Source organism: Paenibacillus sp. FSL P4-0113, from assembly GCF_038009305.1.
Taxonomy (GTDB): Bacteria; Bacillota; Bacilli; order Paenibacillales; family Paenibacillaceae; genus Paenibacillus; species Paenibacillus polymyxa_D.
Map to the genome: position 1 here is coordinate 4,632,949 of NZ_JBBPAZ010000001.1, position 12,876 is coordinate 4,645,824.

Annotated in this window: 11 protein-coding genes; 7 read left to right on the forward strand and 4 right to left on the reverse strand. The window is 44.6% G+C overall.

Annotated features, from left to right (window positions below):
• Positions 1 to 62: 62 nt before the first annotated feature.
• The gene (locus tag MKX46_RS20150; RefSeq protein ID WP_029517614.1) at positions 63 to 635 is read right to left on the reverse strand and encodes a shikimate kinase; all 573 of its coding nucleotides are present in this window, start codon (positions 633 to 635) and stop codon (positions 63 to 65) included.
• 554 nt (positions 636 to 1,189) lie between these two features.
• Here MKX46_RS20150 and MKX46_RS20155 point away from each other — a divergent pair.
• From MKX46_RS20155 to MKX46_RS20165, 3 genes are all read left to right on the forward strand, one after another.
• The gene (locus MKX46_RS20155) at positions 1,190 to 1,882 is read left to right on the forward strand and encodes a pectate lyase (RefSeq protein WP_029517613.1); all 693 of its coding nucleotides are present in this window, start codon (positions 1,190 to 1,192) and stop codon (positions 1,880 to 1,882) included.
• Positions 1,883 to 2,028: 146 nt separating this feature from the next.
• The gene (locus MKX46_RS20160; protein WP_340933858.1) at positions 2,029 to 3,066 is read left to right on the forward strand and encodes an aminoglycoside phosphotransferase family protein; all 1,038 of its coding nucleotides are present in this window, start codon (positions 2,029 to 2,031) and stop codon (positions 3,064 to 3,066) included.
• Positions 3,067 to 3,120: 54 nt separating this feature from the next.
• Entirely contained in the window at positions 3,121 to 4,119 is a 999-nt protein-coding gene (locus tag MKX46_RS20165; RefSeq protein ID WP_235307374.1) for a glycosyltransferase, read from the forward strand.
• A 124-nt stretch (positions 4,120 to 4,243) separates the two neighbouring features.
• Here MKX46_RS20165 and MKX46_RS20170 read toward each other — a convergent pair whose 3' ends face one another.
• Together MKX46_RS20170 and MKX46_RS20175 are read right to left on the reverse strand one after the other, a co-directional pair.
• A complete protein-coding gene (locus tag MKX46_RS20170; RefSeq protein ID WP_165149987.1) occupies positions 4,244 to 4,735 on the reverse strand; it encodes a DUF1036 domain-containing protein in 492 nt (163 codons plus the stop codon).
• A gap of 129 nt (positions 4,736 to 4,864) precedes the next feature.
• Positions 4,865 to 6,073: an MFS transporter gene (locus MKX46_RS20175; protein WP_029517609.1), complete on the reverse strand. Its 1,209-nt coding sequence runs from the start codon at positions 6,071 to 6,073 to the stop codon at positions 4,865 to 4,867.
• Positions 6,074 to 6,289: 216 nt separating this feature from the next.
• Here MKX46_RS20175 and cysK point away from each other — a divergent pair, with 216 nt between their 5' ends.
• Entirely contained in the window at positions 6,290 to 7,213 is a 924-nt protein-coding gene (gene cysK, locus MKX46_RS20180) for a cysteine synthase A (protein ID WP_029517608.1), read from the forward strand.
• A 944-nt stretch (positions 7,214 to 8,157) separates the two neighbouring features.
• On the opposite strand, the gene MKX46_RS20185 is transcribed toward cysK, so the two are convergent.
• Positions 8,158 to 8,286 (reverse strand): hypothetical protein, encoded by a 129-nt coding sequence (locus tag MKX46_RS20185; protein WP_256026159.1) that lies wholly within the window; start codon positions 8,284 to 8,286, stop codon positions 8,158 to 8,160.
• A gap of 326 nt (positions 8,287 to 8,612) precedes the next feature.
• Between MKX46_RS20185 and MKX46_RS20190 the strand changes: the two genes are divergently transcribed.
• From MKX46_RS20190 to MKX46_RS20200, 3 genes are all read left to right on the forward strand, one after another.
• Complete coding sequence (locus MKX46_RS20190) at positions 8,613 to 8,774, forward strand: epilancin family lantibiotic (protein WP_080561132.1); 162 nt, start codon at positions 8,613 to 8,615, stop codon at positions 8,772 to 8,774.
• Positions 8,775 to 8,840: 66 nt separating this feature from the next.
• The gene (locus MKX46_RS20195) at positions 8,841 to 9,782 is read left to right on the forward strand and encodes a S8 family serine peptidase (protein WP_341071693.1); all 942 of its coding nucleotides are present in this window, start codon (positions 8,841 to 8,843) and stop codon (positions 9,780 to 9,782) included.
• Positions 9,783 to 9,786: 4 nt separating this feature from the next.
• On the forward strand, positions 9,787 to 12,870 hold the full coding sequence (locus tag MKX46_RS20200) for a lantibiotic dehydratase (RefSeq protein ID WP_341071694.1): 3,084 nt from the start codon (positions 9,787 to 9,789) through the stop codon (positions 12,868 to 12,870).
• The last annotated feature ends 6 nt before the right edge of the window (positions 12,871 to 12,876 follow it).

The window sequence follows — 12,876 nt, forward strand, 5'->3', positions numbered from 1 at the left end:
GAACCAAAAAGGAGGGCCCCCATGCGATAAGCATGCTGGAGCCCTCCTTTTTGGTGTAACTCTTAATTCAATCCCCGAGTAGGTTCATATAACTCCCAACCTAGATTCAGCGTTTGAATAATATAGTCTGCGACTTCTTCCGCATCCAACTGATCTGTATCGATCTTGGAGTGATTCACCGCGTAGATGTCCTGTCTGGAACGGAATAAATCCTCAATTTCCCCTAAAGTCTTGTTTTGTAGATTAGGACGGGTGTCAATCAGCATCTTGAGCCGATCTTTCCAGGAATCCCAATTTAAATCCAAGAAGAAAACAATCGATGAAGCCAAACAAGCTTGCTTCACCTCTTCCTGTAAAAATGCACCACCGCCAACGGAAATGATTTTAAGGCGTGTGTTGCTGCACAGCTTCAAAATATGCTCTTTTTCAATCTCACGGAAACGCTTCTCTCCATAAGTCTTGAAAATCTCTGTTGTTGGCATGTTGTACTCTTGTTCAATCTCCTGGTCAATGTCCACGAAATCGCGATACAGCTTGCGCGCTAGATGGGAACCGATCGTTGTTTTACCTACACCCATAAAGCCGATGAGCACAATATTTTGTTCTTTTAATGGAATCTCACTATTGTTTTGCACGATAACCACTCTTTTCTCACCAGTAATGTTGAGATGTAACGCTTCAAAGCACTAAATACATTATACGTTCATCAAACGTGTCATTCAATAGTATAGATCACATCAGCAATGAGGTATACGATAAAAGGGACTCTGAATACCAATTAAGTGATAAACAGCAGGCAAACGAAACAAGGTATTCAAGTATTGTTTAATGTGTAAATTGAAGAAAAACAAACTTGTACAAGTATAAAAGAGGCAATTTTATGTACTAAATTGAAAAAAAGGACATATTTTGCCGAGAAATATATTGAAATTACTGGAAGTGTGATTATAATAGAATTATACAAATTGTAAATGTAATCGCTCTATTTACAATTTGTGCTTTATATAATTTATGAGACAAAATTACTTTGAACCAAAAACCAAGTATACATATGCAAATAGTTGAATGATGCTTTATAGACGTGTATCGGTCATTGGGTTCATTGTGCGAAGGTGGTGATACGGTCTACACGTTCTAGTCAACGAAGAGTTGGAACAATGAAAAATATCTACGAGAGGGATGAATTGACATGAAAACAAACACAGCTAACGTATTGAAAAAGGGAATCAGTATCGCTTTATCAGGAATGTTGGTCGCCTTATTTGTCGGCAATTATTCTGCACATGCAGCTCCAGAAGTCGTTCATAAGACCATACTTGTTAAAGCTGGAGAAGTTTACGATGGTAAAGGCAAGACTGTAGTGGCTGATCCCGATACCTTGGGAGATGGAAGCCAGAAAGAGGCCCAAAAGCCTATTTTCAAGCTTGAAAATAATGCAACACTGAAAAATGTGATCATCGCTGCCCCTGCTGCGGATGGGGTGCATGTATATGGCAACGGCACAATCTCCAACGTAACGTGGGAGGATGTCGGTGAAGATGCCTTGACGCTTAAAGAACCAGGCACGGTAAACATTACGGGTGGTGGAGCGTTCCACGCATATGATAAAGTATTCCAAATTAATGCCGAAGGTACGATTAACATTAAAAACTTTAGAGCCGATGATATCGGTAAGCTGGTTCGCCAACTTGGGGGCTCTACATTCAGAGTGAATATGACTTTGGATAACTCGGATATTTCCAATGTAAAGGACTCGATCCTGAGATCGGACGGTCCTAACAGCAAAGCTAAAATTACGAATACTCGTTATCATAATGTAAAACAATTGTTCAAAGGTTTTAAATCCAGTAATACGAGTGAATCCGGCAATACTCAATATTAATTGGTATAGAAGAGAGTAAGGATAGGAGTACGGATGTGATAAGGGGCTGCCCAACAGGTCGTATGATCTGCTTGGGCAAGCCCCTTTTTGGGTGCAGCGAGTTACCCCAAAATGATCTGGGCTTCGTTCGGAACGAGGACTGTGATATGATCGTGCTATTACATTTTATACAAAAAAGTTGGGTGGCTATGAATCCTTTTCATAAATATGTGAATGTTGACGGTACCTTAAATGATACGCTGGTGCGGAATCGTGAGGTTTTATATACAGGTACGAATGGCCGGCATGTGGAACGTTTTTACGTGTCATCCTCTGAAAGTTATATATTTAAACCGCTAACCAACGATGATCAGAAGGGGCGGGAGAGATGGGTGTATGAGCATGTGCTTCCTGCGTTATCACCGATCTATCCCCGATTGCTAGCCTGGTCTGATGCAGGTGTGGATGGCGGAGAAGAATGGATGGTTTTTGAGGATCTTGGTCCGTTACATCATCTACACGCAGACGAAACTTTATTGCGAGCTGTTAGACTTGTTGCATGGTGGCATGCTTTGCCGACGGATCGTTTTGCTGGGATACCGCTGCGGGGACCAAAGCCACTCATTCAGGAGATGGTTTCCGAGCTATACACGCGCAAGCCGGATGTGTTACAGCTTTGCAGCTCACTAGGATTATCTAAGCAACAGATGCAGCGTATGTATGTACAGCTGGAGCATGTATCTTTTTCACAGCAGCTTGTACTGTCTCATGGTGATCTTCATCCGGGGAACTATGCGCTGAGCGGGGAACGGCTTATGGTGCTGGATTGGGAGCATACTCATCTGAACACACCGCTGTGGGATGTATATCACCTGATCGACATGTCCCATCCGTTGTTTCCCCGACGCATGACGTCCGAATTGCGTATTCGTATACTGGACACCTACGTGGAGCAGCTGGAGCTGTTGGGGATAAGAGTGGATCGAACGGCTTTTATGCTGGAATATGGCATGTTTGCTGTGGTATTTTCGCTCTGGATGCTGTTGTTAATCACAAGTGATTTGCAAAGGATTGGAACGCACCTGCATAGAAACGGCGACAAATGGTCAAAAGAGCAATTAGAGTCCCAGTTGGACGAAACGTTAGCCTGTTTGAACCAGTGTGCTGTAATGATGGATTGGGGACAAGCCCAGCGATGTAGATAGTAGCTTAAGACATAGACCGTATTTAGTTAGCCAAAGAAGGTAGGGAATATATCCATGAAAAAAGTTGGTTTGGTCATGAGAAAAATACAATTTGCTGAAGCACAGGGTCCACGTATTTTTGCAGAGCGTCTGAAGCAGATCGGGTTGGAATTGGGGGTGGACATCGTATTTGTATCACCGGAGCGCCATGTGAGCAGTCATGACTGGCTTCCGGGTTATGAACACGAAAAAGGCGACCTGGTCAATTATGACATCGTACTGGACCAACTCCATGAGCAGCAGATTGAGCACGTTATTTATACGGTATCTGGCTTTACCTATTTGAACATGTTTTTTAAAAACAGCGTGCTTTTTCCGCATAGTTTTCCTGATCCGGCACTGACAGGCTATGAAATGATGAAGCCTTTTTATCAGATCGTGGACAAGGCTATCGTACAGACTGCCTTTCTCAAGCAGGAGATGGCTTCGAAGTTTGGCGTAACCGATGTGACAGTCATCCCGATCGGATTTAATGAGCGGCTGGTGGAAAAGCATTTTGATCCCTCGCAAGTGGTAGAGAACCGGGTGATGTGGATTGGTAGAGATGAGGAGAACCGACGTCCGGATTTGGTACTGGAGTATGCGAGGCATAATCCTGACAAGGATGTCTATATGGTATTTGGCGGTGAACGCTACAAGGAAAGTATGAAGAAATATGATATCCCGGACAATGTTAAACTTCAATTTGCGTTGACGCAAGATGAGGTGTTTGCGCTGATGAACACGGCGAAGGTGTACTGGAGCTGCTCCAAATTTGATACGTTCGCCATGCCGCTGACCGAAGCGCTCGCTATGGGTAAAATCGTGGTTAAGCCAGAGCATCCTTGCTATGGACATATCAGCTCTACGCATTCTTTTTCAGGGAATGAGAAAAACTGGTTTGAGCTGGTCAATATGGCTGCCGCCTCACCCCGTCGGGTTTCTACAGAAAATCAGGCATACGCCATGGAACAGTTTTCAAGTCAGGTGATGAAGCAGGGATACCGAGACTTTTTTGATCATTGGTTAAGCTGAGCAGCGAGGCATAATACTGTGGTTGCAACTCGCGTTTGGGTATCCAGAGTGAAATAAAAATAACCCGCAAGGGGGTCACTTTTTTTCAAAAATTCCATCTTGCGGGTTACGGTTCATCATTGACTTATCGTTTGGACTTTACTGGAACCGGGGTTCCTTTTTTAAAGCGAACCGGTCTTCTCGGAATTCTGTTAATGCCGGAGTCCTCCGATTTGGAAGGTAATGCTCTACGAGTTTTCTTTGTTGACAGTAAGCTTTGATTGGTTCTGCTGAACTCAACAGTGTAATTGTCTACAGATGAATCAATGGCAAGTCGGCGCATCCCCACTCGTCTGGATGATCCACTGCTATCGTTCCAACACCAATGAAAATCATGGTCAGTACTTCTCGGAAGCCGTGTGCGGTACGTACCACGCCACCTATTGGAGTGATTCTCAGCATAATAATAGAATGTGGTTCCCCCTACAGACCCGCTCCATACTTCTCTCGTATCACCAGGCTCTAGCCGATACCAGCCCATTTTAGAATAATTCATGGGATGACAGTCGGAATCAGGATAAGCATAGGCAGCATAGATGGTGTTACTCGTGTTGTTTGTAAAAAAAAGGCTCATCATGCACACTTCTTTCCTCATAAATTGGTATTACAATGTCATACTATGAGGAATGTAGAAGAAGAGAGTGGACAATATCTCTCAATCTATGAAAAATGAACCATTCGTTTACGTCCAACTTGCTAAACGATTCTATGATTGTATCTCCGCTATCGCTTCAGTATGAGCTGTCTTGCGATCCACAATGTAGCTAACTACCATGAGTAGCAGACCGCCGACAGTAATTAGCGATGCAACCCATGGAATAGCGGCTAGCCCCATTTGATTAATAACAACTCCCCCGATAAAAGCGCCGCCTGCGTTGCCCAGATTCAATGCGGAATGGCTGGAGGTAGAGGCAAGCAAAGGAGCCTCATAGGCCAGATTCATGATGCGAACCTGAATACCCGGCATGATGCCGAACGCAGCAATGCCCCAGATAAAGACAGTAATAACCGCCAGTACCTTGTTTTGAAGCGTAAACGTCAGAATGGCCAAAATAATAGCCAGTACAGCATAGTTTGCGATCAGGGATGGCAGCAGTTTCCAATCCGCAAGCTTGCCGCCAACGATGTTGCCGATCGTTACCCCTAGGCCAAACAGGACGAGAATCCAGGTAATGCTATGCTCGGCAAAGCCACTAATATCCGTAAGCAAAGGCGTAATGTACGTAAAGACAGTGAACAGACTGCCACAACCGACTGCACCTGTGAGCAACATCAGCAGCACTTTTGGATTAAACAGGCTTCGGACTTCTTGTTTGAGACTGGAAGGCTTGTCCTGATGAATCACCGGAATATAACGAATGATACCAAACAGAGAAATCAAGCCGATGACCACAATGGCTCCAAAGGAAGCACGCCAGCCGAGTTGTTGTCCGATAAAGGTACCAAAGGGTACGCCTATAATGTTCGCCACGGTCAAACCGGTCAGCACCATAGAAATAGCACCCGCACGCTTGTCAGGACGAACCAGTCGGGCAGCGATCAGGGAACCAGCTCCCAAAAAGGTTCCGTGCGATAATGCAGTAGCCATACGGGCCGCAATCAGAAACTCGTAATTGGGAGCAATGACGGAAAAAAGATTGCCTAAAATGAATATGATCATTAGCAGACATAGCAGCTTTTTCTGTGGTACCTTATGGGTTAATACGGTAAGCACAGGTGCACCAATAGCCACACCAAGTGCGTAACTGGTAATTAACTGCCCGGCTTGCGGAATTGTAACATGAAGATCATGGGCTACATTGGGCAGTAGTCCCATAATGACGAATTCGGTCATGCCAATGGCGAAGGCACCAAGGGTCAACCATAGCAAGGAGGGAGGGAAGCGGTTTGCTGTCATATTTTCTTGAGTACTCATAAGTGTCTTGTATCCTCCTGAAAAAATAGTAATGCGAGTATATCACTACAGGCGATATCTGGCGACCCATTTTGCAAGAATTTTACATACTAAGTTGATAAGTTTTATGTAATTTACAAAAGCGACAGGTAGGAAGGAGCCAAGTGTGTTATTTTGGTAGTATGATATGAAGATCGTAAATAACGTTGTAAGGAACGATCCAAGGAGGATACAACGATGGCACCTAAAGTGGTATATAGTATTACAGATTTAATAGGAGATACACCTTGTGTAAGGCTCCAACGGCTCACAGGGCCGCAGGATGCGGAAGTGTATGTGAAGCTGGAGTATTTTAATCCAAGCGGCAGTGTTAAAGACCGGGCGGCGGGCAACCTGATTGCCGAAGCGGAAAAGGCAGGACATCTAAAGCCGGGAGGCACCATTATTGAACCGACGAGTGGCAACACGGGAATTGGCCTTGCGATGAATGCGGCAGCCCGAGGTTACCGTGCGATTTTGGTGATGCCCTCGAATATGACGAAGGAACGGGTCAACATTTTAAAAGCCTACGGGGCTGAGGTCGTACTGACACCAGCAGAAGAACGGATGCCAGGAGCAATTCGCAAGGCACTTGAACTGGGGGCTGAAATTGAAGGGAGCTTTATCCCGCATCAATTTGAAAATGAGGCAAACCCCGATATCCACCGTACGACCACAGCACTTGAAATTTTGGAACAGACGGAAGGGAAACTGGATGTGTTCGTCGCTTCTTCGGGAACGGGCGGTACCATTACGGGAACGGGTGAAGTGCTGCGTCAGCATTTGCCAGATCTGCGGATTGTTGTAGTTGAGCCGAAGGGCTCGCCAGTACTATCTGGGGGAAAACCCGGTCCACATAAGCTGGTTGGCACCAGTCCAGGCTTTGTTCCCACCGTGCTGAATACGGAAGTGTATGACGAAATCGTGCAGGTTTCGGATGAGGATGCGATTGCTACGACACGGGCGATTGCTGCCCAGGAAGGGATTCTGGTGGGCCCCTCTAGCGGAGCTACGATATGGACGGCGATTCAGGAAGCTCGGCGTTTGGGAGCAGGCAAACGGGTACTTTGCATTGCCCCGGATACCGGAGAGCGATATCTGAGCATGGGGATATTCGGATAAAAAGATGTGGATTGGGACCAAAGTGATTCGACTCATTTATATGTAGTATGATCCAGCCTCATTAAGCGAAGTAACAAAAGTGAATTGGCGATATGGCAATCAAGAATACACAAGTATAACAAGATGACTCCTGGAGCGCCTACTTCTTCACTAGCCTATTATAGCTCGACCTTGAAATATTATCTTTGAAAGAATAAAGGATGATGGGAGCGATATAGTAGATTCTTTTTCAATGGAGGAACATAGACATTGAATACATCCTTTTCATAATTCATAGGTTAATTTCACTCCTGACAATTAATAAGCCAAAATCCATAAGGTTGTGGCTTATTAATTGTCGATTATAGCTTATAATCGTGAGAATTTTAAAAGTCTCACGGTTCATGCTCCGTTCTTCGATCTTATTTGTCTCTTCAGGATCCTCTTGAAAAACCCAAATAATCAGAGAAGGAAACACCGAGCCTATTATCCATTTCAGCAAGAGCTGCCTCAAACGGGTCAACTTATTAGTTGACTGCTTAAATGGTTGTGGAAAATAGTATAATGTACGCTGACATTTTTTGGCTTCTCTAATATTCGTGCAGCGATTATACCCAATTCAAGCTATTTATCAAAAATATGCAGCGGCTACGCAAGTGGGTTGATCGGTTGTCCACGTATCGATTGTGACCACTCGCACACCATCAGGCCACAACTCTTCCGAACGCACCTATAGAGGTTAAATGGACTGAACAGCAAACGATCGCTCGCTGCCTCACTTTTCATATTTTTGGCGGCTAGTACGTTTCCACTAAAGACTTCGCGCAAGACGTACAATTTTTCATTGCCTTTTTCCGGCTGGACTCCACCCATAGACAAGAGAACGTCACCGTTTTGTTCCGTCGTTTCGGCCAGTATCGTACGAATATGGTCATCGAGATGCAGCAAAAAGAGCTTGATATCGCTCAACAGATTTTGGGTACTTGTTGGGATGCCTGTAGTGCGTCAGTCAGTTCCTTTACAGTCATGTCCTGTTTGAATCGCAGTTCGTCCACAAGAGCCAGCACATCGTAGCCATAGGACGAGCGCTTCATGCTAAGCATCTCTTCTTCAGCCGATTTATACGAGACACCTGTATAAGAACATATCGGATTCTTGCAAGCATACGCCATGCTCTAAGCGTCAATCGTTTCGCTCTGTGTCGGTATTTTTTTATGCCATGCCGCATGGGCAGCAAAATGACTGCAATTTAGGAGGTTTGGAATACCTTTCAGGAATAAAGTATAAAAAACGGGAGAATTAGATATATTCTTTATTCATCGACAGCAAGATATGACATACGGTCACTCACAATAAACGTGATTTAGGGGTACCACTGAAATCATGTTTATTATAATCTAATTCAGAGAGGAAGAGGAAAATGAAAGTAGATCAAATGTTTGACCTTGATTTAAGAAAGAGCTATGAGGCCAGTGAGCTTAGCCCACAAGCTTCAATCATCAAAACAACCATTAAGGTATCCAAAGCAGTATGTAAAACTCTTACCTGTATCTGTACCGGTTCTTGTTCCAATTGTAAATAATTCATAAGCGATTCGTAAGTCAGGGGTAGTGAAATAGGCTACCCCTACTTACATTATGGAGATTGCATGATAAAACCTAATATATACAATTGGCATGTAGCCCGGCTGACCGATCATTTTAGTTGTGGTGCAACTGTTGGTCAGCCGCTTACTATCCTGTTTATTGATACAGGCGTCGATAAATCCCACTCAGAGATCCAAGGTAATCTAGTTGAGGCAGAATGCAAGTCATTTGTACCTTATGAGCCTTGTCTAAGCGATTACGTCGGGCATGGTACACAAATGGTTAGCTCTGTTACCGGCAAATATATATTGAAGGGGATATGCCCTTTCGCTCGGGTTGTTGTCTACAAAATTACGGACAAAAAAGGAATAAGCAAGCTTGAATGGTTGTATAGAGCGCTGGAAGAGGGTATTGCTAAAGGATATCCAATTATCAACGTCAGCTATCGTACAGAATATGAGGTCGACTTATTCGAGTTCAATAGGTTTCAGGCTTTGGTTGACTGCGCCAATGCGCAAAGCATATGGGTAGTCTGTTCCGCAGGAAACGATGGACGCGATATTACGCAGGAGTACAGAGTACCTGCGAATTTAAAGGGAGTATACCCAATTGGATCAACTAATAAGAACGGGGATATCTCCGGGTTCAGCAATACGCTCAACGATCAATTTTTTGCGCCGAGTGGTGATGAGTATGAAATCAATTACAACAATGATTGGGTAATGGTTGCCAAATCGAGCTTCGACACAGAGGATTACTTATATGAAGTGCTGGGATTTGACAAAGCATACACAGTGGGTATCGGTACGAGTATTGCCAGCGCCTTATTCAGCGGAGTTGTTGCCTCTCTTAGCGGAGAGCTTATCGCGCAGGGGATGAATGCCGGACGCACAGAAATGGAGTGTCTGCTCCGTCAAGGCGCGAGACTGATTGATGTTCAGCGGAATTATTATGAAGTAAGCCTTGCCGGTTCAATTCGTGCTTTAAGACAGATGAGAGGTTGATTGCATGTTGGAGAACTTTGAAATCTCGGAAAATTACATGTACCGGAAAACGTTGCTTGGCATGGAGTATTATACGCAGATATTTGATCATGAACAACTAGATGATGATGAATACCTTGACAGACTTGTACGGTTCGTTCAGCAGCAGGGGTTGATAGATTCCATTTATGTCTCCAGCCCCTCGACCTACGCTGCACTGCAAAGCCTGGAACAAGGCAGAACATTGAAGTCCAAAAAAAAGCGGAATCTTATCCTAAGTCTAAGCAAGTTCATTTCGCGGGCAATTTGTAGACCAACACCGTTTGGACTGTTCGCGGGAGTAGGCATTTCCCGATTTGGAAAAACGGGAGGCGCCGGGGAACATGTCGTCTGGGCAACTCCGGATTATAGCCTAATTTACCGCTTAATAGGGCTTTTCCATGGGGATGCGGATGTCCGCAATGAATTGAGACTGAGTGTAAATAACACCTCTTACATTGACCATCACAGGCTCGTCATCTCTTATCAGACTCTGTTTGCAGCAGATCAGGAGGAACGAAGCACTGAAAATATATCTATTCTCAAAACCCCGGTCATAGATTTCATCATGAAGATCCTTGATAAAGAGCAGCAGACTTTTCTGCAGCTTATGCAAGCTATAAAAGACGCCTTCGGCGTGGATGACACGATCAGCACAGATTTTTTGCAGCAATTGATAGAACAAGGCTTTTTGGTAAGTGAGATGATTCCCAATCCTCGGGATAGCGCTCCTCTGGCGCATCTGATACGTACACTAAAGCTGCTTGCTACTCCCAAGGCAGCATATTACTCAGATATTTTGGAGAGAGTTGGACAAGCCATTCAGGACATTACAGTTGCTGCGGTCAAACGCGAAGGCATTGAGGCTGTCCGAAAACTAGTCCAGCTTATCCTTCCCGATTATCAGGGCGACTTGGTCAAAATAGACGTAAGACTGAATCAGGTAAATGAAATTCTATTGTCGGACAGCGATAGGCAATCGTTGGCCCAAATAGCTTCAATATTGAGCATGCTTTCTACGTACAGGAAAGAGGATACACTTTCCGACTATCGTCAGCAATTTACTGAGAAGTACGGAGTATATGAAGAAGTGCCCTTATTGCAGTTGTTCAGTAAAACCTTGGGGCTCGGCAAACCTGAAGAGTACAAGAGCCACTACCAGAACGGAGATAAGTACAGGCACAAGGATGAAGGCAGGTTCCGACAGCTTAAGGCGCTAATTGCGGAGTGGCAGACCGAAGCGCTTGTCAATCATTCGGATATCGTGCTTGACGAGGTCAAAATCCAACAGCTGTCTGAATTGAGTCTGGAGAATGTCCATGTCTCGTTCGATTTGTATTATTCCTGCATGGAGAATGAGCAAGGTGAAGTTACGTTTTATTTAAACAACAGAGCCGGATCATTGGAAGCGTGTCAGAGCTTCGGAAGATTTGCCTACATGTTTGACAAGGATAGCCGTGATGAAATCTTCAATTTTGTCAGGAACCCGAAGGATCAGAAAGCAGGGGAGAGCGCCGCTGAAATCTCATTTTACCCATTCAGTCCCAAAATAACTAATATTATGACGGCAGGCCCGACACCAGACCAATCTATGGATATGGCCACGTTTCCCGAGAATCGGAAATTAGATGTTTCCCAGCTGCTGGTAGGGGTGGAGGATTCGGGATACTTTTATCTGAAGCACAGGGAAACAGGCGAACTGGTATTTCCCAAACTCAGCAGCATGTACAATACAGAGCTGGCGCCTTATCTGATCCGGTTTCTGAATGATATTAATCTGCAGTATCAGACCGGATGGTCCCATCTGGAGGAGTATCTCTATGATTCTTCTTTTACACCGAGAGTAACCTATAAAAATATCACCATCTGTCCCAAAAAATGGACATTATATGCGGATAAACAGCTCCAGAGCGAAGAACAGTTTCTGTCCTTTCTGGAGGATTGGATCATAAAGTATAACATTCCGCGATATGTATATTTGGTGGAGCTGGACAATAAGCTGTTGCTGGATTTGGATCGCCATCATCATCGAAAGCTTTTGCACAAAGAATATACCCGGAATCCGGAAGGCAAGGCGGCCGTTATTATGGAAACGGAGAAAGAATTGTTCGCTTCCGCTAACCGATATATGGAGGAGTGCGTATTTTTTTGCAAAAGCCCGATGTTTCAGTACTTGCCGATAGACAGATTGTCTGCACAGGCTACCGATAAAAGCTTAAATAAAGTGCTGAGTTCTTCGGTGAATGCCGTTTATTATCCAGGTTCGGATTGGATATCCCTGCAGGTATATTACAATCAGGAAATGCTAACCGATTTGCTGGGCAGTGCATTTAAGACATTCATGGACAATAGCGCCGAGTACTTCATTGACCAGGTTTTTTTTGTCCAGTATGCAGATAAGGAGCCGCATATCAGGCTAAGGTGCAAAATGTCGGGAAGCGTAGAGCATCAGCGTTTCACGGCCTTGAACTATGTTTTTGATTTCCTGAATACTGTAACCTCGTCCGGATTGGTTAGTTCCTATTCGGTTGTTCCTTACCGGCCTGAAATTTTGCGGTATGGCGGCGCAGCCTTCATTGAACAAGCGGAGAGGTTATTTGCTATCGATTCTTATCTAGTTTCAGGCTATTATGCAGGCAAGAGGTCAATTAATGCAACCGATCAGATGTTATTTTGCTGTACCGGACTTTTTGAGGTTGTGAACTGCGCGTATCCGCTGGCAGAAGATCAATTGAAGGCTATGGCTGCGATTATTGATCCAAAGAAATTCAGACAGGAGTATCGGGAACACAAAGAAGCGCTATTCCAAAGAATTCAACAGACCCGTTCCATATCCTTGCCAGCAAGCGATACAGGCGACAGGTTGCGGCAATACGCTGCATATTTCACGGCTATCCGGGAAGCTGACGACAGAACCAATTATTACGATGATATTATGTTCAGCATCATGCACATGTTCTGCAACAGAGTGTTCGGCCTGGACCGGGAAAAGGAAGAGCTTGCCCTACACCTGTGCTACTACAGTTTGGAAGATTATTTACAGGTAAGCAAATACCATGTTGCTTATTGAGGAGGA

Bases quoted from the DNA above. Each gene is read 5' to 3' on its own strand.
- MKX46_RS20160 (WP_340933858.1), top strand. From the start codon at position 2,029: ATGATCGTGCTATTACATTTTATACAAAAAAGTTGGGTGGCTATGAAT.
- MKX46_RS20165 (WP_235307374.1), top strand. From the start codon at position 3,121: ATGAAAAAAGTTGGTTTGGTCATGAGAAAAATACAATTTGCTGAAGCA.
- MKX46_RS20185 (WP_256026159.1), bottom strand. From the start codon at position 8,286: ATGAAGCGCTCGTCCTATGGCTACGATGTGCTGGCTCTTGTGGACGAA.
- MKX46_RS20175 (WP_029517609.1), bottom strand. From the start codon at position 6,073: ATGAGTACTCAAGAAAATATGACAGCAAACCGCTTCCCTCCCTCCTTG.
- MKX46_RS20195 (WP_341071693.1), top strand. From the start codon at position 8,841: ATGATAAAACCTAATATATACAATTGGCATGTAGCCCGGCTGACCGAT.
- MKX46_RS20200 (WP_341071694.1), top strand. From the start codon at position 9,787: ATGTTGGAGAACTTTGAAATCTCGGAAAATTACATGTACCGGAAAACG.
- cysK (WP_029517608.1), top strand. From the start codon at position 6,290: ATGGCACCTAAAGTGGTATATAGTATTACAGATTTAATAGGAGATACA.
- MKX46_RS20190 (WP_080561132.1), top strand. From the start codon at position 8,613: ATGAAAGTAGATCAAATGTTTGACCTTGATTTAAGAAAGAGCTATGAG.
- MKX46_RS20170 (WP_165149987.1), bottom strand. From the start codon at position 4,735: ATGATGAGCCTTTTTTTTACAAACAACACGAGTAACACCATCTATGCT.
- MKX46_RS20155 (WP_029517613.1), top strand. From the start codon at position 1,190: ATGAAAACAAACACAGCTAACGTATTGAAAAAGGGAATCAGTATCGCT.